This is a genomic window from Pseudovibrio sp. Ad46 (assembly GCF_001623065.1).
GTDB lineage: Bacteria > Pseudomonadota > Alphaproteobacteria > Rhizobiales > Stappiaceae > Pseudovibrio.
The window spans coordinates 127,485-154,196 of record NZ_LMCG01000080.1; the positions used below are offsets into that span (position 1 = coordinate 127,485).

Here is a 26,712-nt window from a genome sequence, read left to right on the forward strand (position 1 = left end):
CCGATCTTTTCTAGTACTTTACTTTTGCGGGTCACGAATGGGGTCGTAATCCGACAAATATCTTTATATGTGCGTGGATTGGGTTCAGGCAGCGACAGATGCTTTCACATCCTGTTTTGCGCGAAGACCAAGCATGTGGCAGATCGCGTAAACGAGGTCTGCTTTGTTCATTGTGTAAAAATGGAAGTCCTCGACACCATCATCTGCAAGGCTCATCACCTGCTCAGCAGCAACAGCCGCCGCAACAAGTTCACGGGTGCGAGGGTCGTCATCAAGACCATCAAACCGGTGCGCCAGCCAACCTGGAACAGATGCTCCGGTCTTCTTCGCAAAGCCAGAAATGCCCTTGAAGCTGGTCACTGGCACGATACCAGGAATAATCGGGATCGTGATGCCAGCGGCACGAACACGGTCCACATAGCGGAAGTAATGATCATTATCGAAGAAGAACTGCGTGATCGCACGGGTCGCACCCGCATCCACTTTCGCCTTCAAGACATCCAGTTCTGTTTCCCAGCTTGGAGATTCCGGGTGTTTCTCAGGATAGGCTGAAACAGAAACCTCAAAATCACCGATGGAACGAATGGAATCTACCAGATCAGCGGTAGACTGATATCCACCTTCATGCGGATGATACTGCTCACCAAGTCCCGCAGCCGGGTCACCACGCAGCGCCACAATGTGGCGAACACCAGCATCCCAGTAAGCGCGAATGACTTCATTCACTTCTTCCTTGGTGGCATCCACACAGGTCAGGTGTGCAGCAGGCTTCAAAGCAGTCTCATTCACAATACGCGAAACCGTAGAGTGAGTACGCTCACGGGTCGATCCGCCAGCGCCATAAGTGACAGAGACAAAGTTCGGGGCCAATGGCTCAAGCCGTTTGATTGATGACCAAAGCTGTTGCTCCATCTTCTCGCTCTTAGGAGGAAAAAACTCGAAAGAAACGGAGATGTCAGAGGCTCCATTGAGCCTAAAACGGCGATCGATACTATGTTCGCTCATAACTAAGCAAGCTCCTTGGTCTGATCCGCTACAGGCAGGTCGGTCACAACCCGACGATCCTGAGCGAGCCAAAGGGTAACGGTTAATTTGTCTTTCTCCCCCGCGCCCGGGGTAAGATCATTCGTTGAAACAAGCTCCAGATCAGCCTCGGAAAGCCAATTGCCCACTTGTCCCTGAGAAAAACCAAGACGACGATGCGCATGCTTCTCCCGCAAAAACTCCAATTCGTGAGGAGCAAAATCTACGAGCAACAGACGCCCACCCGGCCGCAAAGCACGGGCAGCTTCCAAAATCGCTCGCCCAGGCTCTTCCAGATAATGAAGAACCTGATGAACCACAGTCAGATCAGCTGTGTCTGGTGCAACCGGCAACGCGTAAATGTCGCCCTGACGCACCTGCGCTTTCTGCAAACCAGCACGGTCCAGATTGGCCCGTGCAACAGAAAGCATGTTCTGGCTGGCATCAATGCCAATGCCACGCTCGTACTGTTCACTGAACAACTCCAGCAAACGGCCAGTTCCAGTCCCCAGGTCCAGGAGGGTATCAAAGGACTTGGACCCCACGAGTGCACGCATCGCAGCTTCAACGGCAACTTCCGGCACATGAAGACTACGCTCCTTGTCCCAGTTGTTGGCACGTGCTGCAAAGAAAGCCGCCGCTTCCTCTGCCTTTGCACGGCGCAACGAAACCAATCGCTCATGGTCGGCAGCAAGTACCGGATCATCCTGCTCGCTCTGCGCAACAATGCGCCGCGCCAGCTCAGCCGGACCACCTTCACCAAGACGATAATAAACCCAGGCTCCTTCCGGATACCGCTTGATCACCCCTGCCTCACAAAGAAGCTTGAGATGTCGCGAAATCCGAGGCTGGCTCTGCCCAAGAATGACTGTAAGATCCTTCACGGTCAGCTCACCAAGCACAAGCAAAGCAAGCAGACGAATACGCGTCGTCTCTCCACAGGCACGCAAGCAGCCCACCAGGTCCTCTACAGGGAGTTTGCCTTCCGGTTCATTGTTCACTGTCGTTATCAAGCCTACTACCGCCACCAACTGATCGAATAATCTGATATAAAGATATCTTTATACGTATAATAACTCGATGACAAGGAGGAACATTCCCTTCTCGCACCAAAAGAGGAATAGTTTTTCTGAGTTTTCCTTGAAAATTGGCTGATCAAAAATCAACTCTGACATTCCGGAGCGGCAAACAGAGCAAAAAAGCGCGGAATTACAACACTTACGCTTTTGGAGAGCCGTTCTGGTCATCCTCTTCAACCACAGGCAAAACAGCACCACCCACTGCCTTTTTCTGTGAGTCAGAGAAAGTTTGCCCACCAGCAGCCCCTTCATCGATCCTCACCTTCACCTCACGATGGGCAAAAGTGATGCCCTCGCGGTTGAAAATCTCCCGAATGCCTGCAAACACTGCCTTCCGCAAAACATACTGATCCCCAGGTCGCGTCGTAAATTTGACCCGCACAATCATCGCGGAATCTTCCAGAGCCGTGATGCCTTGAGATTGAAGTGGCTCCAGAAACTTCGGGCCAAGCTCAGGATCCTCGAGCAACTTGTCTCCCAGCAATGAGATCAACTCCCGCATCCGGTCGACATCCGTGTCATATGTGACCCGAAACGCCAACTTCATCATGGTCCAGTCACGCGACGAGTTTTTCACAAACGACAAATTACCAAACGGAACCGTATTCAGGAGACCGTCCGATTGCCGTAGCTGCATGGACCTTATGGAGATCCGTTCAACCGTCCCTTCAACATTATTGGTGACATAAATGTACTCACCTGTTCGAAAGGCATCATCGAGCAAGAAAAACGCACCTGAGAAGATATCTTTGATGAGCGTTTGCGCGCCAAACCCGACAGCAAGCCCAACAACACCTGCACCAGCAAACAGAGGACCAATGTTCACCCCGATCTCCGAAAGAGCAACCATGCCGGAGAGCACAACAATAGAGACCAGCAGAAAATTCCGCAGGATCGGCAACAGCGTCGCCAACCGCCCCATCTTGGCTTGCCCACTTTTATCGCTTTCAGAGATTTCAATCTGACGCTGGATAGTAATGTGAACGGCCTGGTAAGCCATGTAGCCAAAGAACACGATCAACGCGACTTCCACCAGATTGCCAAACAAACCATCCTGCTTGAAAAGATTGATCCCCCACGCTTCAACGATCACCGCAAGACCAAACATCAGCGTCACAAGGCGGGCACCATGATCAAGCAATTGCCGGTAGGGCCGTCGGGCAGCCTCTTTTTCTGCCGCCAACGCTCGGGCTTCAGCATTGACCTCCTCAGGATTATAGGAATGGCCGGCCTGCTCTTCGACCTGCACAATCTCCTCAACAAAGGCATCCTGCAGTTTGTCGATGTTAATCGGCGGCAAAAGCCACTTATCAATGACAAGAAGTAAGATACCGTAGAGCAAGACGCTGGCAAAAATAGCCATAATCGGCGCCAGTAACAGGAGACTGTCATAGCTCAGTCCTAAGAGCAGGCGGTGGGCAAACACCAGCCACGCCACCAGAAAATACGCCAAAGCACTCAAATGCCAGTTTTGGCTGAACAACCTCCGCCAAACCCGCCGCCTCTCAGTGCTCGCATACTCCCCGGAAAACCAGCCTCCAATAGGCCTGCGAAAAATATAGCAAATCAACGCTGCAGAAACGGCCAGAAACAACCCACTTTGAAGATCATGAATCCGTTGTGCATTGGCATTGAGAGACAAATGGCTCATCCACCTGCCAAATGCCAGCAGGAAGAAAGCAACCCCGCCGCACAGAATAATGGCATTCAGAAATGACCGGGCAACGTCATCATCCAATGGCACAACACGGTGATGTTCATTCCCAACAGCCAGAAAGTTCCGCGTGAAAACCATCAAAAGCCGAAAGAAGAAGTAAAAGCTCGCAAAGATCAGCGCAGCATGTCGAACACTCTCTGTATTACCGGAAATAACAAGAATGAGCCCGAACGTTACAATCACATGCAGAAAGATCGCGGCAACCTGCACCAGTGATCTTGAGAACAGAAATCCAATCTTCTCAGCCCTGCTCTCCGGCATCCCGCGATAAAATCGTAAAAGCCTTTTGGCAAACAGCTTGTCTGCAAACAGCTCAACCACAAAACCAAGCGTGACTGCAAACAGCGTCAGCGCAAATATCTGCCACACCCACGAAACACTCGTATCGGGCCGCGCCCGCTCCAGTGCATTATGGACGTGCCTGGGAAAGTTCCCAAGATCCTTCAAAACAGCATTCAGAGACTGGCTGGAGCGATCAATGTTCTCCAGCGAGAACAGCTCCAGTCCATTAGATAGCCCAAAAACAAGCGGTGCCCCTTCCATAGGAATTGGCTCGCTTTGCACCACCATTTCCTGAGCATCAACCATAGGGTCTGCAACAACTGAGTTCTGGGTTTCTGGCGTTTGCGCAACAACAAAACTGATGTGCAGCAAAAGCCCCATACCAACCAAAACAGCGAGTGTCAGAAAGGAGATAAGGAAATTGAGAAAGCGATCCGCCTTAGAACTGTCAGAAGAAACTTTTTTGCTTTTTCTTATTTGCATCAATCCTGCTTTGGCTACACAACCCAATCAGCAGGAGTAAACACGAACAGCACCTAAAGTTGCTTTGGCAGAAACATTCGACTTTTGGACTAAATTGACCAAAGAAAAGGGCCGCACACGCGACCCTCACAAAACCACTTAAATTTTTGAATGGATCAGGCCATCCATTGCTCTTTCCAGGTAATAAATTGCTTATAGGCTTCTTGTTGGTCAAGCGCCTGATAACTCTTTAACGCAGTCTGACGCTGAGAGTTTGAAAGGCGGTAACGCCATGGCCCAATCTTCAGGAGAGCCTGAACGGTCATCATCCCAAAACCAGAGGCACGACACACCACAAGGAAAGGCTCAGTGTCATTCCGCACGGTCCAATGCTGCGCTTCTGCATGACCAATGCCAGCCAGCATCGCAAACGCAGCAACCGCTTCAGCAAACCGGTCTTCCTCAGCATAAGCACGCAGAGCATTCTCAGTCAGCTTGCCTTCACGGACCAGCTCCATGACGCGGCCACGACCAGTCTCAAAATCATACCGGCCTAGCCAGAATTCGTTAGAAAGTTTGCCAGCTGCAATCCGAGCAGCTTTCGGCAGTTTCCCGGCAGCTTCAGTCGCGCCTTCTTTGATCAGAAGCTTGCGAACCTGCTCACTAGCGAAGTTGATAAGCGCTTCAATATGAGCATCTGCCAAATCTGCGCGTTGCCCAAGGGCCAGCTGAAGGACTTCGTCCCCCTTCGCGTCAGTCATCAGCGAGTTCACACTGCGCTGACCAAGCACTGCACCATCATTCGCAGCAACAGTCTGCTTCACCTCGGTATTTCCAAGGTTCACCAGCACATCACTGATATTCTCGGAAATGACATCCCGCTTCGCAATCGCCAGACGATGATCATCGCTCTTGCTGCGCGCAATGCTCACCAGATCACTCTCGCGCAGAACGTTAGAGTTCCGAAGAAGTGGCTCTGCAATTTCAATTTCATCAAAAGCAAGCTTGCGAACAGTCTGCTCAGGCGCACGGCGCACTTCAGAAAGCTGTTCCGCCATATAACTCAGTGCATGCCGCTCAACCATTTCTGAGAGCCGCAGCATCACACCATCGTAAATATCGATCTGATCGTCAGAACACCGTTCCCATGTTCGCGCAAACAAAAGCGCTACATGACGCGCAAGCTCCGAACGTCGCTCAATATTGTTCTCAAGCGCGAGAGATTTGAAATCAACGATATGAGAAGCCAAGTCAGATGACATTTAAAACACCGATGGGATACGCAAACTGATAAAAACCTATGGAACAGGATTAAACAAAACCTAACTCAATCTATTCTATTTTTAGTTAATTTAGAAAAAATAACATGCGATTTGCATGCTTCAAAAAGCGGAAAAACCAATAAGTTTTCTCCCGTTAAAACAGATTTCAGAAATTTAATTAAAAAGGTAAGTGACAACAACGAGTTACAAAAATATCACGGAGACTTAACAAGCTTCATCTATGTTGCGAGCAGACCCGCACTCGTTAATGACTTGTTTGCGACATGCGTTCTTTTTATCAAAACGTCCCCAAATTATGAGTAACAGCATCAACGTTTTAAGGCCTGTCATTCACTCAATTCCTTACCAAAAGGTCAATTTCGTAAAACCAGCCGTTTTGAGTCGCACCATGCCAGCAACCATGGAGTGCAACACCCCTTCATGATTTCAAGTCAGTAATCCAGTAATAATTAGATCAGAACATGTGAATTCAATTTCTTATATTGATAAGATATCCTGATCCTTATGCTTACGTTCAAACAACTCCGCTATTTCCTCGCCGTGCAACAGCATCACCACTTTGGCAATGCCGCAGAAGAAGTCTGTGTTTCCCAACCTGCACTCTCCATGCAGATCCGGGATCTCGAAAAAGAGCTAGGTCTTTGCCTTGTCGAGAGAAACGCACGTTCAATCCGGATCACGCCGGAGGGCGAAGAAATTGCCAGAAGAGCCAACCAGATCCTGCGAGAAATGCAGGACCTTAAGGATTATGCCAAACACGCAGCATCCCCGCTGAGTGGTATCATACGCCTCGGTGTCATCCCTTCACTTGCACCATACATTCTGCCCAAGCTGCTACCCGCTCTTATCAAGCAATATCCTGATCTTCAGCTCAATCTCCGCGAGACTTTGACAGCATCTTTGGTAAGCGAGCTAAAGCACGGCACCCTGGATGTTGTTCTCGCAGCCCTTCCCATCGAAGAGCCAGAGCTTGAAGAAGTACCTATCTTTGAAGATCATTTCCTTTTAGCTGTGTCCAGCTCACGCAAAATAGATGAGCGTAAGAGGATGGGTCCAGATGATTTGCATGGTGAAAATCTGCTATTGCTTGAAGAAGGGCACTGCCTCAGAGATCAAACACTGAGCTTTTGTGGAGCAATTGGTCAAAATCAATCAGCTAACGTAGGCGCAACAAGTATAGCAACTGTCCTGCACATGGTCGCTGCCGGATATGGCGTCACTGTCCTGCCTGAAATTTGCGCAGATACAGAAATCGCAGACGATCGCATAACACTTTTGCGGTTTGCAGAGCCTCAACCTTCCCGTAGGATAGGTTTAATTTGGCGAAAAACTTCACCTAAAAGCGAGGATTACATGGCACTTGCAAGGTGTTTGCGTAACGTCACCAACTAATGAAACGAGTTAATTTAACCCGTTGCTGTGAATAACCGAAAAATATACCGTGCAACTGCATACGTATTATCGATTTCTCACTAAGCTATAGAATATGGATTAGAAGAACGACTCTTTTTAAGATGAACTTCCTTCCACTCAAATGCACACTATTACGCCATCAGCCGGTTTTAGTTGCTTGGTGTAAAACAGGAATCCACTAGCTTGAACCAAGAGACCGCCCATATTGTAGACCAAGCATTCTGCAAGTTTCTTGCAGACAGCCTTGACCGGCTACAAAAGGGCGTGGCCATTATTCAGGGTAATGGAACCATCCTGCAATGTAATGAGTTTGCAAAACGCTTGTTTGAGCAAACACCTCAGATCAAGGTCAGCACCGGACGGCTAGAGTTCACCGACCCGAGCCACCAGCGCGAGTTCCAGAACGCACAAAGTCTGGCCACAGCAACAATTGATCTGGATGTACAGCAAGAGCTCGTCCTCAGAAGAGATGAAGCATTTCTGCGCCCGATCCATATCGACATACGCCTGGTCGATACTGAGTTCGACGATCTCTTCTTTCTATTCGTCACGGATCTGGAAATCCAACAGCAAATCAACATCCAGAAGGCAACGGCCCTCTTCCGCCTGACGGATAAGGAAGCGATTGTCCTGGAGCAGCTGTCTGGCACACAAACAGAGCCTCAGATTGCCGCTGATCTGGATATTACGAAGAACACACTGCGTACGCACCGCAAGAACATCTACGCAAAGCTTAACGTGAGCAGTCGCGTGGAACTGGCAATGCTTCTGTCAATTCTGGTTTAAAAAGAACGTGAGGTCGCGAGCAGCTTAGTTGGGTGAGACCTTATAGAGACAACGCCGGTCACCTTTCAGGATATGCTCAACACGCTCAATGCGTACATCATCTCCCAAAACCTCCTGAAACAAATCAAGCTCTGATCGACAAAAGTGTTGGCAAGACCGGGCTGCAGCACAAATAGAGCAATGGTTCTCTGCAAACAGATAGCCATTCTCGCCATCCTTCAGAACCTCAGCCATGTACCCTTCTTCACTGCGCTGTTCAGCAAGGCATTGTAGCTTGTCAGACAGGGTCTTTGCAGACTTCATCGCAGTTAGATAGGACTTCCGGGATTGATCAGCCCGCGCATCTATGAGGCGCTGGAGTCCTTCTTCGCCGTAAAGGTCTTTGATGTTTCCAAGCAGATCAACCAGCACACCACTATGGTTATCAGGAAACTTCCTGTTGCCTGTCTCAGAAAGACGCCAGGTTCTGCGAGGACGCCCCACAGTCCCTTTCAGGTCTTCAAACTCAACAAGATCCGCTTCCAGCAACGCATCAAGATGTTGACGCACGGCCACAGCCGTCACGCCCAAATGTTTGGCCATAGTTGCAGCTGTGTTCGGTCCGCGCGATTTCAGCGCGTACATCAAACGATCTTTCGTACGGTCACTCATAGGCATCTCATAGCACAATCGAAATTATATGAAAAGTTTTAGCTTTCCTAATAAAGTAAAAGCTGTAGTGCACCAACATCAGAAAACAACGCGAAGGAATCACTGATAACTTACCCATAAAATAGTATTGTCTTTGAACCATAAGAGATTATGCATCATAATTACTCTTCTACATATGTAATGCACAAATAAGAAATTTCACTTTTCATATAAATCAGAAAAATAGAAGGTGCTTATCCCCATTTTCCTAAAATTTACCTAGTATTTTTATAGTATTCACATAAAGCTTGCCCCTTAATTCTCACAGAGCCCCCCGCTTTCCTTTTGCGTAAAAGCACATAATCCCTATCAATAAGGGCGTGGTAAATAATTGGTTGATAGTGGTGGGAATGATGTCTGAAGCAGGCAACGCAAAATACAATATCGAGTACCCGGCATATAAAACGAACCTGCATCCAGTAGAGATGCCCCCGCAGCCATTCGCTCAGTCTGTCCTGCGCGTCTACGAGAAACTGTTCGAGCTCCCGACCTTCATCATGGTCAATCAATCAGAAACAGGGAGTGGTTCAGAGCTTTTCGTTTCCGATAGCATTCAGCCTTATAAGAACCAACTCAACAATCTGCTTTCCAAGATTACGGAACTCCCAATCTGCGGAGATGATGTGCAGATTTTCCCACATAGGTTTAATGGCGAAGACGCACCCTCAACAGCCAGGTCACCGCATCTCGCAACGCAGTTCATCGCACTCATGCCTCTCTCCCTCCACGAGCGAGTGATCGCCGTCGTGGGTATTCTCTGCAAGTCCGATGCAAACAACACTGCCCATTTTCCCAGAACACATTTCCAGCCAACCACACCTTCAGATCAACTCATAAATGCAGACCTGACCAAAAAGCTCAAAAGCTTCAGAAACCTGGCAAGAATTCTCGTTCCCGGTCTGCTCCGCATCCTCTCAACAAACGATTTGTGCAGCACACTCTCAGTCAATGCCAAGGTGGCAACAAAATACTTACTGCCACCAGAGCAAGCCAATCCGCGAGAAATCTTCACAGTCTGCAATATTGACCCGTTGACTGGCCTGCGAACCAGAGAGAGCTTTGAGCAACTTATCTCCGACGCCATAGAAAGCGTGACAAACCCAGATCAACGCGTGGCCTTGTTCTATGTCGATCTGGATCATTTGAAAGTCATCAACGACGCTCACGGGCACGCTGCAGGCGACGCAGCTTTGGTGGCCATTTCCGACCGTTTGAAGCAGATGGAATGTGAAAACGTCACAGCGCTCAGATTGGGCGGCGATGAATTTGCATTACTCCTGGAAGACACCACATGTCATCAGATCAGAGTATTGCTTGAAGAATTGCCAGTATCTCTCAGTCATCCGATCTATCATGAGCACAGCGAAATACGACCCAAGGTCAGCATTGGCGCTGCGGTATTCCCACGCCACGCAAACACTGTGAAGGAACTGCAGGATAGTGCCGACACAGCTCTGTATCATGCAAAAAAGAGAGGCCGAAATCGAGCCAGCCTGTTCAATCAGGTCATGCGCACCCGGTTGGAACGGCAGGTCACCCTTCAGCAAACCGCAAAACAGGCACTCTTGCAAAACCAGGTCGGAACTATCTTCCAGCCCATAAGGTTTGGCCAAACAAGCCAAATACGAATGTTGGAGGCACGGCCAGAATGGCCGTCTCAGATTTTAGAAATTGCTCGGGGATGTGACCTTTCAAACATCTTCGACAGCGCAAGCTTCAGCAATGTTCTTGGTGAGACAACAATTGCAGCCATCATTCACACCATGCGCGCCTGTCAGAACACTCCTATGCAACATTGGGAGTTCCTGTTCCGCGTCCCCGTTCCCTCTGTGTTAAAGGAAGGATTCTGCGATGATCTCAGCTACCTTTTACAGGAAAACAATGTATCGCCAGACAAGTTCACATTGGAGATCCCCTCGCGTGTTCTCTTAAGAGCCAACGCTCATATCCTCATTGGTCAGCTGAATGAGCTAACAAACACAGGTGTCAAGTTGTGCATCAACCACTTTGACTCCGGCGGACTAAAGATTGAGCATTTCCAGAAGTTGAAGATCTCCTACATCAAACTACACGCGGGCTCTGTAGAACGGCTGTTTGAAGATGATAAAACAGCACGATTGCTTTCCGCTGCAACTGAGTTCGCACATGCCTTGAACATCGAGATCATCCTTTCGGAAATCAAAAATGCAAACACCGAAGAGAAACTGAGAAAATTAGGCGCAGAGTACGTCCAAGGCGCATTCTATGGCCCTGAACAACGCTTTTCTGAGATTTACAAGAAGCACGTGCTCGGCATCTCGCCAGATCCAATCCAGAGAGTAAAAACAAACATGGCACTTAGAAGAATATCGCGCCTGCCATCATCCATGATAAATTAGCGCGCAACACCAGCGCAAAGAGATCATGTGTGAGCAAAACCAAAAGACAACGAGCGATCAGCGACGCCCTGAGCACGCTTATTCCGCATGTTCCATTTCTGGATGCAACTGAAATACGTAGCAAAGCCAACCAACAGCACCTGCGCCACCTCCCAGCCCACATTGCGGTTCTGCTGGCAACAACCAGCTATGTGCGCCATCAATATACTGACTACGATGATTTACTGGAAGAAGGTCTGGACCGGGACGCTGCTCGTTACTGCGTCGCAGATGAGATGGAAGCCACCATCACATCATGGGGCGGAAGCATCACCGCCGGGGAACTGCTTGCCGCTCCCAATGAAAGCGGCGAGCAAGATCAGTAGCTACAAATTATCGGCAAACACCAATAATCCAAGTAAACGCAAGCGCTACAAGGCACAGTGCAGGGATGATGATCGCAGCATACCCGAAGAATGCAATTGCCAAACCCCAGCCAACAAAGAAGTTCGCGCAGAAATAGTATTTTGCTTCGCTGTTGCCATGCACAGCATCTTTGAACAACCAACCGATGATTGGAACAAGGAAAAGAAGTTTGAAGAAGAGTGGATCATTATCCTGCTGATCTTCAGCAGAAGACAGAGTTGTATCGCTCATTGCAGTGCCCGTTATTGATTGATGGGGGAAGAACACAGAGTTGACTTACATCAATTTAACATTCACGCGCATGCGTCACATCAGCACATCTACGTATGAAGCATGAATATAGATGATGGCTCATCTCCCATCATGAGGCCGAAGTCTCACGTATAACTCTAAAAGCATTAACTAAAACACACTTATCAGATCACGACCTCTCTTGATTTTCGTCAGCTAAACGCGAGCTCATTGAGCACAAGAGAAAAAAGGAAATCAGATGCCAAATAAAGAAATTGTCGGCTACGCTCTCAGCACGAATACACAGCTCATCGCTGAGATGGCGCAAAGCGATTATACAACAGTCATTCTTTGCTTTGTTGTGAGCGATGAAGCGGGAAATCTCTCCCCAAGCACAGAACTTCAAGCCATGTTCAATGCACCGGATTTGATCAGTAATCTGAAAAAAGCTGGCAAGCGTGTCTTGATTTCAATCGGCGGCGAAGTCTTTACAACCGCTGCTTGGGCAGCTCTTGCAAACAACCTCGACAACACAGTCCAACAGCTGACTAAGATGGTAACCGACCACGGCCTTGATGGTGTTGATATCGACTGGGAGGATACAGGCTATACTGGATATGACGCAACGACGTTCCTTGTTGACTTATCTAAGTCGCTAAAAACAAGTCTTCCTGAGGGCCAGAACTTCGTAACACATGCGCCGCAAGCACCATACTTTTACGGCGGAGCTCCCGGCTCATACACACAGATCTACGTCGATGTTGCGAAGAATGCCGGAGACACGATCGATCTCTACAATATCCAATATTACAACAATCCTTGGTATGTTGGCGAAACAGCAGAAGAAGAAACCGGCAAGGTTGTAGGCACTGAGCTGGTTGATGGCCAGACATTTCCCTCCAGTGTCGTTGGCATCGCATCAACAGGAGTACCTGCGTCCAAGCTTATTGTAGGAAAGCCGACAACACAGGCCAACGCTGGAAGCGGCTATTTAAGCGACGATGATATAGCATCAAACCTCATCACACCTCTCCTCGCAAAAGAACCTGACTTTGCCGGCGTGATGGGTTGGCAATATCCTACTCAATACGGTTCAGATACAGGCACTGATGAATGGGCAGCAACCATGGCAAAGGCGCTTGGTAACTGATCCCGAGCTATCAGCGAACGGCGGAGCATGCCCTGCTCCGCCACTCAGAAGCAAAACCCCACCTAAAATCAAATAGCGGTTTCCCAGACAAGCAACTTCAAAACAACCGATCTGAAAACAATTTCGTGATCAGTGCCGAGCAGCACGTAATGCACGCTGCACATTCCCTATCTTCTCCCTCAAAGGTTGTAGCAATACAGGGACCAGACAGCCCTGTCTGATGACGCGGCCTTCAAGTTTTCAAGCGAGGAGAGGATCTCATGCCAAAGTTTGGACTGTCTCTTAAACTGCAAGTCCCACCATTGCAGCTCAACCAACCTCAGCAACAGGCTGCTACCAACCACCAAGCCAACAAACCAGGAGGCTTGGCAGGTAAGCAGGACGCTGTTGCGCAGCAAGTGAAAGACTTGCCTGCACCAGTATTCCGCCCAGCAGCAAACCCACCAAACTTCGAAGCAGCAAAGAACAGTGGCTGGGGGTCAGAGAACAGTGGTTGGCGAACGCTCAATATTGAGAGTCAGGACAGCTTCATCCACACCAAGCGCATTGATCCAAACGCAAAAGGTGAGTTTGCGGGTGACAAAATCCATTTAAGCATCGAGCCTAGTCAGGTACCACAAGCCTTTGATGCCATTAACACACTTCTCTTTTCGGAAGACTCTCCGGTCGATAAATGGAAAGTAACCGACATGACACGCGTGACAGAAGGCTCACGCGTACAAGTCGGTGCTCAATTTACTCTTTACCTGCGCCCAAGTGCTGAAGATTCCCAGTACACGGCGCAAGATTTGAAGAATGATAAATCCTTTGTCGAAACCATCGAGCAGAAACTCTCTCATGCAGGTATCCAACCTGGTGAACGACCAGCGTCAGACGTTGCTCCACACCATTGGGACTTTGCCAGCTATCGCAACGAAATTCGAAGCGACCGCGATGGAGGTGCTGCGCAGACAGAAGCTTTGCGGCGTGAACCTGTCTTCGAGCTGCTAACCATCTAGTAAAACAACAAAAAAGGCCCGCAAAATGCGGGCCTTAATTCTTTCAAGCAAGCTAGACTTAGCGTGTAAGTGGCTTGTACTTGATGCGGCTTGGGTCTGCAGCGTGTGCGCCCAGGCGGCGAACCTTGTCTTTTTCGTAGTCTTCAAAGTTACCTTCAAACCACTCAACGTGGCTATCACCTTCAAAGGCCAGCATGTGCGTTGCAAGACGGTCAAGGAACATACGATCGTGCGAGATAACCACGGCACAACCAGCATAGTTCTCAAGCGCATCTTCCAGAGCTGCAAGTGTTTCGGTGTCAAGATCGTTGGTCGGCTCATCGAGCAGAAGAACGTTTGCGCCTGACTTCAAAACCTTAGCAAGATGCACGCGGTTACGCTGACCACCGGAAAGATCACCAACTTTCGCCTGCTGTCCAGCACCCTTGAAGTTGAAGGAGGAGCAGTAAGCGCGTGAGTTGATCTCTTTCTTATCAAGATAGATCACTTCAGCACCTTCGGAAATCTCTTCCCAAACGGTCTTGCTGTCATCCAGTTTATCACGGGACTGATCCACATAACCAAGGTGCACACGGTCACTGACGACCACTTCACCGCCGTCTGGTTTTTCCTGACCGGACAACATCTTGAAGAGTGTTGACTTACCAGCACCGTTTGGACCGATGATACCAACAATACCACCACGTGGCAGTTTGAAGGTCAGATCATCAATCAACAAACGATCGCCAAAGCCTTTGGAAACGCCTTGAACGTCGATAACATTGTTACCCAGACGCTCACCAACAGGGATCAGGATCTGCTCAATTGAAGGCATACGCTCTTCTTGAGCAGTCAACAGCGCATCATAAGCATTGATACGCGCTTTTGACTTGGTCTGACGGCCCTTCGGCGTCATGCCCATCCATTCCTGCTCACGCTTGATAGCGCGGGAACGAGCCATGTTCTCACGGCCTTCCTGCTCCATGCGCTTAGTTTTCTGACCAAGGTAAGTGGAGTAGTTGCCTTCATAAGGAATGCCCTGACCGCGGTCGAGTTCCAGAATCCAGCCAGTCACGTTGTCAAGGAAGTAGCGATCGTGGGTAATGATCAGCACTGAACCCTTAAACTCACGCAGATGGCGTTCCAGCCAGTGCACGGTCTCAGCGTCAAGGTGGTTGGTTGGTTCGTCAAGCAGCATCAGGTCAGGCTCGGACAAGAGCAGCTGACACAACGCGATACGGCGACGCTCACCACCAGAAAGGTTATTTACAGGAGAGTCGGATGGAGGGCAGCGAAGCGCTTCCATTGCCATCTCAACCTGGCTTTCCAGATTCCACAGATCTTGCGCATCAATGATGTCCTGCAGCTGAGCACCTTCATCGGCTGTCTCATCTGAGTAGTTCATCATCAGTTCGTTATAACGATCCAGAAGTGCCTGCTTGTGCGCAACGCCTTCCATCACGTTTTCAAGGACGGTCTTGTCCTCATTCAGCTTTGGTTCCTGCGGCAGGTAGCCAACCTTGGCACCTTCTGCAGCCCATGCCTCACCGGTGTACTCTTTATCAAGACCAGCCATGATCTTCAAAAGAGTAGACTTACCTGCACCGTTTGGACCAAGGATACCGATTTTCGCATCCGGGTAGAAAGACAGGTGGATATTGTCGAGTACTTTTTTTGCACCGTAGGCCTTGGAGACCCCGTGCATGTGATAGATGAACTGGCGCGCCATGGACTGCCTGCATCTCCTGATCTGTGTAAACAATGAAATCTCTGGAGAGCACTCATAGTGGAAGCAGCGCCAAGGGGCAATCCATAACACTTCAGCGATGATCAAATCCGTCGCTTTTTCTCCTCAAACGGAGAATTTCACGACAACACCTGGTCACTTCCACGCAAGAAAAAGGGCAGCAGGTTTACACTGCCGCCCCAATAACAAACAAACTCGTGAAAACTTACGCAAGCTTCAACTGCTGAACCACTGTCAGGTTCCGAACAATCGCATTGTCTTCAACGGCCTTGAGCCCCTTCACAGCAATGAAGGTGACCAATGGCTCACACGCAACAATTGCCAGATAAGACAGAGCAAACTGCGCCCATGCCGTAAACGGCGTAGCAACGTCCCCAATCATCAACCAGAAGCCAACCATGCCGGTCACGCCAGCATAATACATCGCATCCAACTTCAGAATCTGCGCAAAGCTCACACGCTTGGTCAGTTCTTTGGACAACAGCTCACGGCCACTCAGGTAGTGAACGGCAATCAGCGGCAACATCAAAGACAAGCTGTTGACGCCAAGGTGGTACATGTCCTGCGGATCAAAAGCGAGCGCCTGAAACAGCAAGCCAATGGCAAACCCAAGCAGAACAGGGGTAAACCCGAGCGTCAGATACATCGCCATCGCACCAACGAAGTGAAGTTCTGATGCTCCAACAGACATATGGAAGCTCTGCATGAAAATGGAGAAGAAAACCGCAGCCAATAGCGTTTTCAGTGGTGTGAATGGCTCTTTCAGGAATTCGGAGATCTGCTCTTTGCAGCCCCAGACAATAACGCCAACGGCCCCTGCATTGGCAGCAATAACCTTGGCGGCGGAAACGTAACCCGGTTCAATATGCATTTAATATGCTCCTCTTCGCACCCTCCGTGCGGTCATGAGTTTATGTCGTGTCGGGCAGGTTTCCTGGCTTATGGCTTTTGCGTCCTCCGCCTTCCCAGAGATCATCTCCAGTGGCTTTTATGAAGAAGGCACCACGTAACAGTTGCGGGGGCAGCTGCGGTTCGGGCCCATCTTTGGTCATCCCTACCGCATTCCCTTTTCATCCAAGAAGCTTGGCTTCTACAGAACCCAACAGCGGGAATATCCTAAATTACAAGAGAAGACACAACTAGAAATAAGAGGTAGTTGGAATAAGCAACAATCAGAGGGATGCAACGGCCTTCGTAACCCGCCAGAGCTGCAGGCAAAAAAAGAGGCGTGTACCCGTTGGTACACGCCTTTAAGAAAGTTGACACTCCCCCATCCGAGTGCCAGCCGAAGCTGCATTTAGAAATATCAGAGTGCCCCATTTCTTCATTGATCTTCATCAAAATAAATAAAATTACCTCAGAAACATCGGATATTATTCAACATTACAAAAGCACTCAGATTTTCAATCGATTAAAACTAGAATAGATCAAATATATCTCATACAGGTTGCAACGAAAGTCTCAGTATTTTCTATTAGTTCTTGCTATAAGTTCTCTCCGAAGGTGCCTGCCACGAATATTTCCTTAGCCAATGCTCCTCAGGAGAAACCACAAAGCTCCAGGAGTTCTGCTGCTCTCCAGAATCATCAGGAGTTGAATCCGGTGTAGGAGTGGAAGTATTTTGGCTGGCAGAAATTTGGATTTTAAGCACCCCTTCACCTTTTCCAGCAAGCTTCAGCAAGCCAAGATCACTGTGAGATCGTCCAAGAAAAATCTGGGGTGCTGTTCCTATTCTCTCCCAGATAGTACGGGCAAGATCTGTAGAAGACACCGGCGCTGCGCGGGGAGTAACCTCGATAACCCGAAATCTCGGAAGTCCGTAATTCAACTCCGCCATAGTGCAATCTACTTCATGGTCTCCAAAGCTTAAAACCCAAATCTGAAAGTGATGTTCTTTCAAGAACCCCACCAACTCTTTCAGAGGCTGAAAAGCAAACTCTCTATATGTCGCGCCAACAGCCTTCGGCCCGTGTAATGACAGATGAGCACGTACGCTTTCAGAATAGTCAGCAAAGCTACCAAAACTATCGCCAGCTTCAGGTGGCATCACTGCATTGTCTGCGCCAGCCAGCGCGTCACTCCATAAAGCCCCATCGCCAACCAAAACAGCAACACGGTCATCGAGTTTCACATATTCAGGGCTCCCGGCCCGAGCCATACGCTCAATGCTTTCCACGATACCATGGCGCGCTGTGGTTGAGCTCCAACTCGGCAAGATATTATCTCGCTCTCCACCAGTTGGCTGCAAAACCGAAACCGCTGAGTATAAAAACAAGCTGGACCACTGCATCGTTCAAGACCACCTGAAAGTTGTTTCAGCAAGATGGTGAACTACAATGCACATCAATTGCCCATAAAAAATGAACTAAATGCTGTCGTGAAAAGAGAAGAGAATCATAATTGACAGCCCGTCCCTCTTTCCTCTCAACTTGAAGATAAATACGAGTATTCACGTATATAAAGAATTTCACTCAACGAAACACTTACTTACAATTTTCATAAATTTGCTTTGGAAGTGTCAGATAAACATCATATGCACCGCACTTTTCGATACTTTTTAGAATTAAACTCGGTTCATCCCTAGAATTCTTAATAAATGCGCAATAATTTCAAACAATTATGCCGAGGAATTTCCTGGGGTACCCAAATGCATTTTCGAGCCCTCTTACTTCCTGTATTGCTCCTTTTCGTTTTAATTGGTTTATCGATACACTTCATGTCAGCGTCATCGTATGCGTCGATTTTCGATCCTGCGACAGGTGGCCTTCACAATCAGCTCAATCAAGCTGAACTGCTCACTCAGCAGCAGAACCTATGGACCATATTGTCTGTTGGATTGTTCGCGCTTGGTGTTCTTGGAATACTAATTGTCTATTCCAGCCTGTTTATTCAGGAGCGTATGCGGGCGACGCGTTTTTTCAACCGTGCCCTTCTCCTCATCGCCATCAGTTCAGCAGCATGCCTGCTCATCGACACAACGCTGAACTTGCCTGATGTAACGGCACAATTAATCCTCTGGCAGTCTCAAGTGGAGTTCAGACCACAGGGGGACATCCACGCCGCTGCAATCCACGCAGCAATGGCAGCGATGATCGCAGTTCTGGCTTATCTGCCTCTATCGCATCAGCTGACACTGCGTGCGACGGTCATTCTTGCACTCTCAATCGGCGGGATCATTTACCCTGCCTACCTGAAGGGTGTCCAAGGGTTATTGCTTCATCCGATTAGCCAAAACACCGTGCTGTCAGTTGGTTTCGAGCAGATTGGCGGAGGTACCGTAGTCACATTGCTCGCAACCTTCGTAGCCTTTTCCGGCATGTTAGTGACCGGATTAAGAAACTCACCAGCGTTACCTGAGTACATTCTGCGCAACACACAAAACTACAATGTGCTGCAGATCAAAGCAGGCGCGGCGCTGATGGCCGTTGGCGGCATTGGCTTTTCTGTCGGTAACACAAGCATTTACTCCGGAGAGCTGGGCAGCGCGATCTTCAACGTTCTTGTCGCAACCGGCGTCTCGGTACTATTGGGTGTCGCCCTCGGCTTTTTCGCACCGCGCAAGGTCATGTACCCAACCATTTTGCTGAGCATGATCGGCGGCTTGTCCTCCGTTCTCGGAAATGCCCAGCATCTGACGATTGCAGGCGTCGCTCTTATTGCTCTGACGGCCTCAGCTGCTTCTATAGCAGTCGCGCGCATTATCTACGCAAGGTCTAAGACCCACAAAGTCATCATTTACTACACCAGCCTTGGCATTGGCTCTCTGATTGGCCTATTCGGCTTCACAACCGCACTACCAGCAGACCATGTGCTGGCTGGGTTCAGTCTGGATAACCTTATACTTCAGGCAGTTGGAGCTTTACTGACCATCCTTTGGGCCTTCTTGTCAGGTCTATTCCTGTTTACGGCCTTCAAATTTGCGAAGCAGTTCCGCCAAGCCGACGAAATTGATCTGAATGAAACGCCGATTGTCAGCACCATCAGCCAGATGGAGAACTTGATCGGCAAGTTGGTTTGGCATGACGCCAAGCTGGATGAGCGCTTGCCGGTACGGGACAGTGACCCACAAGAACGTCTCGCTTCGCTCTTCAACACGTTCCTCGACAAACTGCAAAGCGACGAGAAACGGCGGAAAATCAGCGAAACATCAAACAGTAAGCAGCAGGAAGAACTCAGCAAACTCGCCACATTTGCAGAAGGCGCATTTGAAGGCCTCGCCATCTCGACAGACGGAATAATCGTGGAATGTAACCACGTGCTCTACGAGCTGCTGGACTATCAGGCAGGTGAGATGCGCGGAACCAGCTTGCTGTCTCATGTCGCGCCAGACTTCCGCGAAAAAGCGCGTGAGAGCATTGTGGCCAATGAGCCAACTCCGAACGAAGTCATGCTTTTAAGCAAGTCTGGCGAGCGTATCCCAATTGAAGTTCGTGGTCGCTTGATGGAAGTGGCAGACGAGAACCTTCGTGTCTCAGCTGTACGTGATATGCGTAAGCAGAAAGAAGACGAAGCGCGCATTCTCCACCTCGCTCAGCATGACATGTTGACCGGCCTGCCGAACCGCACTTACTTCCGCGAGCGCTTCCAAAAAGCAATCAAAAACCAGGCAAACGCAGAACAAACGATCTCCGCAGTCATGCTGCTGGATCTGGATCGCTTCAAAGATATCAACGACTTATATGGCCACCCAATTGGTGACAAACTCATCCAGACAGTGGCTCGCCGCCTCAATGCATGCGTCACCCATCACGACACAGTCGCCCGTCTCGGCGGGGATGAGTTTGCGATCATTCAGGTCAATCTGAAGACAACGGCTGAAGTCGGTCTGCTGACCAACAAAATACTAGAGGTCCTGTCAAAGCCGATCCATGTTGGCAACAACATCACGGTCAGAACGAGCGCCAGCATTGGCATCGCGTTGATTCCGGACCATGGGACGGATCCGGATGAGCTGATGTCCAAGGCGGATATCGCGCTTTATGAGGCTAAAGAAGCTGGCCGAAACACCTTCGCGTTCTTCGAAGACAAGATGGAAGAGGCCATCCTGCTGAGAAGAACAATGGAAGGCGACCTGCGTAACGCATTGGAAAATGAGGAACTTCAGCTCCACTTCCAACCGCAGGCACGCTCGGACACCCGTTCCATTGTCGGCTTCGAGGCGCTTTTGCGTTGGAACCATCCGGAAAAAGGCCAAATTGGACCGAACAACTTCATCCCGGTTGCGGAGGAAAGTGGTCTGATCATTCCGATTGGCCGCTGGGTTCTGAATGAAGCCTGTGCGCAGGCTTCTCAATGGCCGGAGCGGTATCGTGTGGGGGTGAACCTCAGTCCGGTGCAGTTCTGTGATGAGTACCTCATACAGGAAGTTGAAGGTGCATTGGCGCGAAGTGGGCTGTCTCCAGAGCGCTTGGAACTGGAAATCACTGAGAGTGTGTTGATCCACGACGACCGCCGTGCGCTCAATACCTTGAGGCAACTCAAAGAGTTAGGCATCACCATCGCTCTTGATGACTTCGGTACCGGCTACTCCTCCCTCAGCTATCTGCGTCGCTTCCCGTTTGATCGTCTGAAGATCGATCGCAGCTTTGTCAGCGGTGTAACTCAGACACCGGAACTGGCAGCAATCATCCGTGCAGTCATCGATCTTGGGCAGGCTCTGGGAATGGAAGTTATCGCTGAAGGTGTTGAAACTGAACCAGAATTAGAGCTGCTGCGCAATGAATCCTGCGATGAAGTGCAAGGCTTTTTGATTGGCCGTCCGCAAGTGATGGATGGTGAGATGGCAAAACATGTCAGCAATGCCAATCTGGAAATTCAGGCTTTAGACCAATACATCGCAGCACTGCAGGAAACCTCTCTAAAGCTAAAAGAGATGGAAAATCAGGCAGCTAAGCAAGAGCATGAGATGATTGACGCAGGCGACTAAACCCGCATTCTAGTGATGAAACAACAAGCACCCAGCAGGAGTTATCACCATCCTGCTGGTGCATTCACCGCCACACGGCTGCGCCCGGATCCCTGCCTAACCACCTGAACCTGAACGGGAATTCGATCCTTCAGCGCTTCCACGTGGCTGATGACGCCAACTTTTCTCCCCTGCCCCTGCAGCATCTCCAGCGCATCAATGGCAAGGTCGAGGCTTTCAGCATCCAGAGAACCGAAACCTTCGTCGATAAAGAGCGTGTCAACAAACGATTGGCGGCCTTCCAGACCGGAGAGAGCAAGTGCGAGGCTGAGCGAAATAAGGAAGCGTTCTCCGCCACTTAGCGAGCGCGTAGAGCGCGGTGTGTCGCCCATATCGCGGTCGATGACGAACAGGCCAAGACCGAAGTCAGCCCGTTTCAGCTGGTACCGTGGTTTAAGCTGATGCAGCTGTTTGTTGGCCAGCTCCACCAGCAAATCGAGAGTAACGCCCTGCGCCACCTTCTGGAACTTGGAACCATCCGCAGAGCCAATCGCTTCCGAAATCGCCCCCCACGTCTTGGCGGTCTCTTTCGCTTCCAACAACAAACCCATGATTTGCTGGGCTTTTTCTCGGGCGACGGCATCAGCACGTAGCCTTTCAGAAAGAGCCCCCTTACTCTCCTGCAACTCGGAAAGCGCCTGCTTCGAAGCCTCCAACAACGAGGATAACTCCTCCTGTGGCTTCTCCGGCAAAGGCAGGGCCTCAACAACAGCAAGCTCCTTCTCCCAGGTGGAAACAGCCGTTTGCGTTGCTAAGTAAGCGTCATCCAGCATTTTCAGTTCGGAAACCAACGCGTCCAGCTCCTGAGAGCTCCGCTCCTGCAATCCGTCATAAGCCTCTTTCGTCAGCCCCAAGCCCGCAAGCTCTGCGTTTAACCTGTTCAAACAGTCAGTTAACGCAGCAACAGCTTTGGCTTCAGCATTTTTTGCCCCCACCAAGCCGGCTTCAGCACGGCCAAACTCAGCCTTTGCGTTGCTATGTGCGTTACTTGCGTTCTTTATGCTTTCTTTTGCGTTGCTGTGTTTTTCAGAAAATGCCGCCCGATGCGCCCCGGTCGCCATCCCGCCTAACAACAGTTTCCGCTCTGCAGAGCGCTCCTGATGCAACAGACGCAGCTGCTCCAACTGCCCCAGCAACTCACCGGAGGACTTGGCCAGTCCATCCCGCCGTTCACTCAAACCACTCGTTTTCTGTTCAAGCGATTGCAGCGCGGCAGAAGTTGTTCCCTCCTGCTGCTCCAGTTGCTCCCAGGTGGAGATACGCTCCTGCAAATTCGCCTTCAGCGCTGGTAACTCGGCACCAAGGGACCCGAACACCATGCCACCAGCCAGCAGCGTTTCACCAAGCCGCTGTTCCAGTCGTGACTGTGCCTCAAAGTTCTCGGTATGACGACCTTCCACGCCAGAAAGCTCCACCTTGATGGATGAAACTTCTTCAGCCTTGCGAGCCTGATCACCAACTGCTTTCTGGTGTGCATCCCGCAAACCACGCAGCATGACATCCAGCTGCTCCAGCTCTTGACGCAGCACGTCTTCCTGAACAAGAACGGCACGTAGAGCCTCAACCTGTGTCGCCACTTGCACAAGCACAGCGTCCAGCAGGTCCGGCGCATCAAGCAAGCCATCAAGAGCAAACGCCACTTCAACCGGCGGCGCCAAAGCAGCCCACTGTTCTTCCGCCTCAGCCCGAAGCGCATCAGCCTCACTGGCATAGCGTTCCATCAGCGCAGAAGCATTTTTCTGCGATGCCTCACAGGCAGCAAGCTGGCCGTTGATCTCGTCTAGGTTTCGCTGCGCAGCTGCGCGAGCTTCTTCCGCTTCCTTGCGCTGTAGAAACACGTCGCCGAACAGCGTGTCCAACGCAGCCCGGCCCTCCTGTGTATCTACGGGGTGATGGTCAGAACCACAGACCGGACATGGTGCATCATCCACCAGCTCGGCACGCAACAACTTCACCTGATCGCCTTGCGCCGCTTCAGCAAGAGTGGAAAGGCCGCGCGCTGTCTCAAGGGCTTCCCCTCGAAAAGTCAGTTCACTGGACGCTTTGCCTTTCGCCTGCTGCAACCCGGTCATCTGGTCCACCAGCTTCTTCCAGGTCTCACTCTCAGCCTGCTTGTTACGCTTGGCTTTCAAAAAGTGGCGAGACGTCTCCTGCAACTTTTCAGCCCGCTGACGGAACGTAGAAAGCTGCTCCATGCTTTTACGGGCACTCTCAGCACCAAGAGCGGAAATCTCGCCTTTCTTGGCAGCAAACGCGCCTTCACACCCTTCCAGATCAGAAACAAACTGCTCCAGCTGGGCAGAAAGAGTGCTCTGGATATCGCTCAACTCACTCTCGCGCTTGCGCATCTGGGCAAGGTGCGTCGCATCTTTCGTCAGCGCAACCTGAACCCGTTCAAACTCATCCAGATCCGCAATCAGGCTCTCCTGACGGTCTTTCAAAATCTTGGTCGCACTCAACCGCGCCATCTGCTCTTTCACAGTGGCTTGCAAGGCTTTCTGCTCATCCAGAGATTTGGTGTGCTCTGCCAGCGCTGCATCCGCCTGCTTGGCCTCCGCCACAGCAGTGTCAGAGCGGTCCCGCAATTGTTTGCCTTCAACCTCAAGCTCACCCAGCTTGGTGTCCAGTTGCTCAGCTGCACTCCATTCCGGTGTCAACTTGGCGAGTTCAGCTTCCAGCTCATTGAAAACCGCATCAGCCTGTTTGGCCTGCTCTTCCTTGCCAGCAAGGTCTTTGCGGGCACCTTCCAGCATCACCCGGCTTTTTTCAGCAGCAGCACGCGTGCCCGCAACATCCTTCTCGGCCTCAACCACACGGTGGTTCACAGGCTCTAAAGACTTAATGCGCTCAAACTGCGCTTTCAGATCCCGCTTGGCCTTCGCGTTTTCATGGCGGGCCTTCAAAGCTACAAACTCATCTTGCGCTGACGCCAGCTTTGTCTTCGCTTCATCCAGCTTCTGTAAATGGCCCAGCGACTTTGCAATCGCATCCATGTCCGATTGAACAGACTTGGACTGCGTTTCCAGCTCCTCTGACTGCCCCACAAGGGCAGTACGCTCTTCCTCTTCCAAAAGACCAGCCACATCAGACTTTTCTTCCAGTTTTGAGGCTACATCCTTCGCATCAGTAAAGCGCTGGAAAATCTGCTTGGAAATATCCCTGTAGCGCTGCGTGCCCGTCACTTTTTCAAGCAAGGCAGCGCGCTCGTTGTCATTGGCTTTCAGGAAGGCATCAAAATCCCCCTGCGCCAACAAAACCGTACGCTTGAACTGGTCATAGGTCAGGCCCAATCGCTCTTCGACAGCCGCATCCACCTGTTTGATGCCGCTCTCAACCGCAGCATTGTCTTCAATGCGAACCAGCGAGCGTTCCACATTTTGCAAACGTCCTGATGCTTTGTTACGGGCCCGGCGCACAGTCCAGCGCGCACGGTATCCCGTTCCATCCGCGCCAACAAAGTCCGCCTCGGCAAAGCCAGAGGCAGCACCACGTGTAAGCACGGTGCGCGGATTTGTTTCTCGCAGCTCAGCACCGGCAACATCCGGCACGCTATCGCTGCTGCCCGCAGCGCTCAAACGTGGGCATTGCCCAAACAAGGCAAGACACAAAGCATCCAGCAATGTGGATTTGCCCGCACCCGTTTCTCCGGTAATCGCGAACAAACCAGCCCCGTTCAAAGGCTCCTGTTCAAGGTCAATCTCAAACGGAGCCGCCAGACTGGCAAGGTTTTCGCCACGCACCGCTAGAATACGCATTACTCAACCTCCGCTTCTGCGATTGCGCGATAAAAATAATCCAGATGTTTGGCTTCCGGCTCAATGCCGTGCACCCGCTCAAAGGCGGACTTGAAAAGCTCATCCGGCTGAATTTCAGAAAGGCGAATGAGGCTCTCAGCCTCCGCACTTATTGGCTCCTGCGGTTTTTGCCGCAACACCGAAACACCAGCACTGCGCACTGGATATTGCGCAAGGACCTGATCCACTTCAGCTTTCAAGCCACCAGCCGAAACCTGCGGTCGCAAGTCCACATGCACAAACGGCTGTTGCTCCACTGGCAGATCCCCATCCAGCTCCAGCGCCACAAGGGCTGGCACCAGCTCCTCCAGCAGCAAACCACCATCCCCTTTCAGGCGATGGAATGGCACAGGTCGGCTAAGAGGCAAGCGCTCAATGGAAAGCACACCGGCATCAGAATAACTCAGCAAGTTCACGCTATGCTTGTAATGCTGTTCAGCAACAGAAAGTGGAAACGGTGAACCGGAATAGCGAATGGTTTCTTTGCCGACAATCTGTGGTTTGTGAAGGTGTCCAAGCGCCAGATAACTCAGATCATCTGGAAACTGTTCCCACGGCATAGCATGCTCGCCACCTATCAGAATACGCCGTTCAGCCCCTTCAGATTCATAACCACCAACTACATTCAAATGGCCAGTCGCAATCAACGGCATCTCGCCAATTTGTTCTCGCGCCTGAGACACAGCCGCCTCATAAAGCTCTGCCACAGCCCGCACCACAGGAGACCCTTCCTCAGAAGAAGAGAAGCTCAGCCCCGGCAGATCTGTCGCCCGAGGAAACGGCAGCGCCAGCACATAGGCTTTCACGGCACCATCAGTGTCATGAAGCGGTACAAGATGATGGGAAAGGTCCAGCAAGCCGTCCTTTCGGCGCACCATGCCAACCGCCTGCACGCCAATCTTTTGAAAAAGCACACCCGGCGCTTCTACACGTCCGGCAGGGTCATGATTGCCAGCAGTCAGCACCGTCACCAGATGCGGGCGCTTCTCGCGGAACCGCGCCAAAGCTTCATACAACATCTGCGTGGCGTCTGCGGATGGGTTCTGGTTGTCAAACACGTCTCCTGCCACAACCAGCGCGTCCACCTCATGGCGTTCAATCAACTCTTCAAGCTCCATGAAGAATTGTTGATGCTCATAGGTGCGCGACCAGCCATTCAGACTCTGGCCAATATGCCAGTCTGCTGTGTGCAGGATTTTCAACGCCATACTACCTGTTCCACGCTCCAAGCCTTGAGGGCAGCCGTTTTGAAGGACAGCTGCATCATGACTCAGAAATCTTTCATTAACCAATCCGCAAATTAGGCATAGGGTTTACACAGAAGTCTTTA

At 50.6% G+C, this 26,712-nt stretch carries 18 protein-coding genes and 1 riboswitch; of the genes, 7 read left to right on the top strand and 11 right to left on the bottom strand.

What is annotated here, in order from left to right; all coding sequences use genetic code 11:
- Positions 1-84: 84 nt before the first annotated feature.
- The 4 genes from metF to PsAD46_RS23965 form a co-directional block, all read right to left on the bottom strand.
- On the bottom strand, positions 85-1,005 hold the full coding sequence (gene metF, locus PsAD46_RS23950) for a methylenetetrahydrofolate reductase [NAD(P)H] (RefSeq protein WP_063308018.1): 921 nt from the start codon (positions 1,003-1,005) through the stop codon (positions 85-87).
- A gap of 2 nt (positions 1,006-1,007) precedes the next feature.
- Positions 1,008-2,024 carry a metalloregulator ArsR/SmtB family transcription factor gene (locus PsAD46_RS23955; RefSeq protein ID WP_208860167.1) on the bottom strand — a complete coding sequence of 339 codons (1,017 nt, stop codon included), beginning with the start codon at positions 2,022-2,024 and terminating at the stop codon, positions 1,008-1,010.
- A gap of 217 nt (positions 2,025-2,241) precedes the next feature.
- Complete coding sequence (locus tag PsAD46_RS23960; RefSeq protein WP_063308019.1) at positions 2,242-4,584, bottom strand: mechanosensitive ion channel domain-containing protein; 2,343 nt, start codon at positions 4,582-4,584, stop codon at positions 2,242-2,244.
- A gap of 155 nt (positions 4,585-4,739) precedes the next feature.
- On the bottom strand, positions 4,740-5,825 hold the full coding sequence (locus tag PsAD46_RS23965; protein WP_057465693.1) for a DUF2336 domain-containing protein: 1,086 nt from the start codon (positions 5,823-5,825) through the stop codon (positions 4,740-4,742).
- A 525-nt stretch (positions 5,826-6,350) separates the two neighbouring features.
- Between PsAD46_RS23965 and PsAD46_RS23970 the strand changes: the two genes are divergently transcribed.
- Positions 6,351-7,238 (top strand): LysR substrate-binding domain-containing protein, encoded by an 888-nt coding sequence (locus PsAD46_RS23970; protein WP_063289973.1) that lies wholly within the window; start codon positions 6,351-6,353, stop codon positions 7,236-7,238.
- Positions 7,239-7,442: 204 nt separating this feature from the next.
- Positions 7,443-8,045 carry a helix-turn-helix transcriptional regulator gene (locus PsAD46_RS23975; RefSeq protein WP_063293929.1) on the top strand — a complete coding sequence of 201 codons (603 nt, stop codon included), beginning with the start codon at positions 7,443-7,445 and terminating at the stop codon, positions 8,043-8,045.
- 24 nt (positions 8,046-8,069) lie between these two features.
- Here the strand turns inward: PsAD46_RS23975 and PsAD46_RS23980 are convergent, their stop codons facing one another.
- Positions 8,070-8,696, bottom strand: coding sequence for a metalloregulator ArsR/SmtB family transcription factor (locus PsAD46_RS23980; protein ID WP_057465690.1), 627 nt, complete (start codon positions 8,694-8,696; stop codon positions 8,070-8,072).
- Positions 8,697-9,088: 392 nt separating this feature from the next.
- Here PsAD46_RS23980 and PsAD46_RS23985 point away from each other — a divergent pair, with 392 nt between their 5' ends.
- A complete protein-coding gene (locus PsAD46_RS23985; RefSeq protein ID WP_208982010.1) occupies positions 9,089-11,113 on the top strand; it encodes a diguanylate cyclase in 2,025 nt (674 codons plus the stop codon).
- A gap of 29 nt (positions 11,114-11,142) precedes the next feature.
- On the top strand, positions 11,143-11,478 hold the full coding sequence (locus PsAD46_RS23990) for a DUF2293 domain-containing protein (RefSeq protein WP_063308021.1): 336 nt from the start codon (positions 11,143-11,145) through the stop codon (positions 11,476-11,478).
- Positions 11,479-11,485: 7 nt separating this feature from the next.
- Here PsAD46_RS23990 and PsAD46_RS23995 read toward each other — a convergent pair whose 3' ends face one another.
- Positions 11,486-11,749 (bottom strand): hypothetical protein, encoded by a 264-nt coding sequence (locus PsAD46_RS23995; protein ID WP_063293931.1) that lies wholly within the window; start codon positions 11,747-11,749, stop codon positions 11,486-11,488.
- A 259-nt stretch (positions 11,750-12,008) separates the two neighbouring features.
- Between PsAD46_RS23995 and PsAD46_RS24000 the strand changes: the two genes are divergently transcribed.
- Both PsAD46_RS24000 and PsAD46_RS24005 read left to right on the top strand, forming a co-directional pair.
- The gene (locus PsAD46_RS24000; protein WP_063308022.1) at positions 12,009-12,899 is read left to right on the top strand and encodes a glycosyl hydrolase family 18 protein; all 891 of its coding nucleotides are present in this window, start codon (positions 12,009-12,011) and stop codon (positions 12,897-12,899) included.
- A 260-nt stretch (positions 12,900-13,159) separates the two neighbouring features.
- Complete coding sequence (locus PsAD46_RS24005) at positions 13,160-13,897, top strand: hypothetical protein (protein WP_063308023.1); 738 nt, start codon at positions 13,160-13,162, stop codon at positions 13,895-13,897.
- A 58-nt stretch (positions 13,898-13,955) separates the two neighbouring features.
- Here PsAD46_RS24005 and ettA read toward each other — a convergent pair whose 3' ends face one another.
- The 3 genes from ettA to PsAD46_RS24025 all read right to left on the bottom strand — a co-directional run bounded on the left by ettA (position 13,956) and on the right by PsAD46_RS24025 (position 17,913).
- A complete protein-coding gene (ettA, locus tag PsAD46_RS24010; RefSeq protein WP_063308024.1) occupies positions 13,956-15,605 on the bottom strand; it encodes an energy-dependent translational throttle protein EttA in 1,650 nt (549 codons plus the stop codon).
- Positions 15,606-15,828: 223 nt separating this feature from the next.
- Positions 15,829-16,494: an energy-coupling factor ABC transporter permease gene (locus tag PsAD46_RS24015; RefSeq protein WP_063308025.1), complete on the bottom strand. Its 666-nt coding sequence runs from the start codon at positions 16,492-16,494 to the stop codon at positions 15,829-15,831.
- A 35-nt stretch (positions 16,495-16,529) separates the two neighbouring features.
- Positions 16,530-16,741, bottom strand: a riboswitch (cobalamin riboswitch).
- A gap of 356 nt (positions 16,742-17,097) precedes the next feature.
- Positions 17,098-17,913, bottom strand: a complete 816-nt coding sequence (locus PsAD46_RS24025) for a hypothetical protein (protein ID WP_208982011.1) — start codon at positions 17,911-17,913, stop codon at positions 17,098-17,100.
- Between the two features lie 426 nt (positions 17,914-18,339).
- On the opposite strand from PsAD46_RS24025, the gene PsAD46_RS24030 reads away from it, so the two are divergent.
- Positions 18,340-21,549, top strand: coding sequence for an EAL domain-containing protein (locus PsAD46_RS24030; RefSeq protein ID WP_063308027.1), 3,210 nt, complete (start codon positions 18,340-18,342; stop codon positions 21,547-21,549).
- Positions 21,550-21,593: 44 nt separating this feature from the next.
- Here the strand turns inward: PsAD46_RS24030 and PsAD46_RS24035 are convergent, their stop codons facing one another.
- Positions 21,594-25,343, bottom strand: coding sequence for an AAA family ATPase (locus PsAD46_RS24035; RefSeq protein ID WP_063308028.1), 3,750 nt, complete (start codon positions 25,341-25,343; stop codon positions 21,594-21,596).
- Positions 25,343-26,590, bottom strand: coding sequence for an exonuclease subunit SbcD (sbcD, locus tag PsAD46_RS24040; protein WP_063308029.1), 1,248 nt, complete (start codon positions 26,588-26,590; stop codon positions 25,343-25,345). Before sbcD ends, PsAD46_RS24035 begins: the two co-directional genes overlap by 1 nt.
- Positions 26,591-26,712 lie beyond the last annotated feature (122 nt).

Bases quoted from the DNA above. Each gene is read 5' to 3' on its own strand.
- PsAD46_RS23985 (WP_208982010.1), top strand. From the start codon at position 9,089: ATGTCTGAAGCAGGCAACGCAAAATACAATATCGAGTACCCGGCATAT.
- PsAD46_RS24005 (WP_063308023.1), top strand. From the start codon at position 13,160: ATGCCAAAGTTTGGACTGTCTCTTAAACTGCAAGTCCCACCATTGCAG.
- PsAD46_RS24000 (WP_063308022.1), top strand. From the start codon at position 12,009: ATGCCAAATAAAGAAATTGTCGGCTACGCTCTCAGCACGAATACACAG.
- PsAD46_RS24015 (WP_063308025.1), bottom strand. From the start codon at position 16,494: ATGCATATTGAACCGGGTTACGTTTCCGCCGCCAAGGTTATTGCTGCC.
- metF (WP_063308018.1), bottom strand. From the start codon at position 1,005: ATGAGCGAACATAGTATCGATCGCCGTTTTAGGCTCAATGGAGCCTCT.
- PsAD46_RS23980 (WP_057465690.1), bottom strand. From the start codon at position 8,696: ATGAGTGACCGTACGAAAGATCGTTTGATGTACGCGCTGAAATCGCGC.
- PsAD46_RS24030 (WP_063308027.1), top strand. From the start codon at position 18,340: ATGTCAGCGTCATCGTATGCGTCGATTTTCGATCCTGCGACAGGTGGC.
- PsAD46_RS23970 (WP_063289973.1), top strand. From the start codon at position 6,351: ATGCTTACGTTCAAACAACTCCGCTATTTCCTCGCCGTGCAACAGCAT.
- PsAD46_RS23965 (WP_057465693.1), bottom strand. From the start codon at position 5,825: ATGTCATCTGACTTGGCTTCTCATATCGTTGATTTCAAATCTCTCGCG.
- PsAD46_RS23960 (WP_063308019.1), bottom strand. From the start codon at position 4,584: ATGCAAATAAGAAAAAGCAAAAAAGTTTCTTCTGACAGTTCTAAGGCG.
- PsAD46_RS24025 (WP_208982011.1), bottom strand. From the start codon at position 17,913: ATGCAGTGGTCCAGCTTGTTTTTATACTCAGCGGTTTCGGTTTTGCAG.
- sbcD (WP_063308029.1), bottom strand. From the start codon at position 26,590: ATGGCGTTGAAAATCCTGCACACAGCAGACTGGCATATTGGCCAGAGT.
- ettA (WP_063308024.1), bottom strand. From the start codon at position 15,605: ATGGCGCGCCAGTTCATCTATCACATGCACGGGGTCTCCAAGGCCTAC.
- PsAD46_RS24035 (WP_063308028.1), bottom strand. From the start codon at position 25,343: ATGCGTATTCTAGCGGTGCGTGGCGAAAACCTTGCCAGTCTGGCGGCT.
- PsAD46_RS23995 (WP_063293931.1), bottom strand. From the start codon at position 11,749: ATGAGCGATACAACTCTGTCTTCTGCTGAAGATCAGCAGGATAATGAT.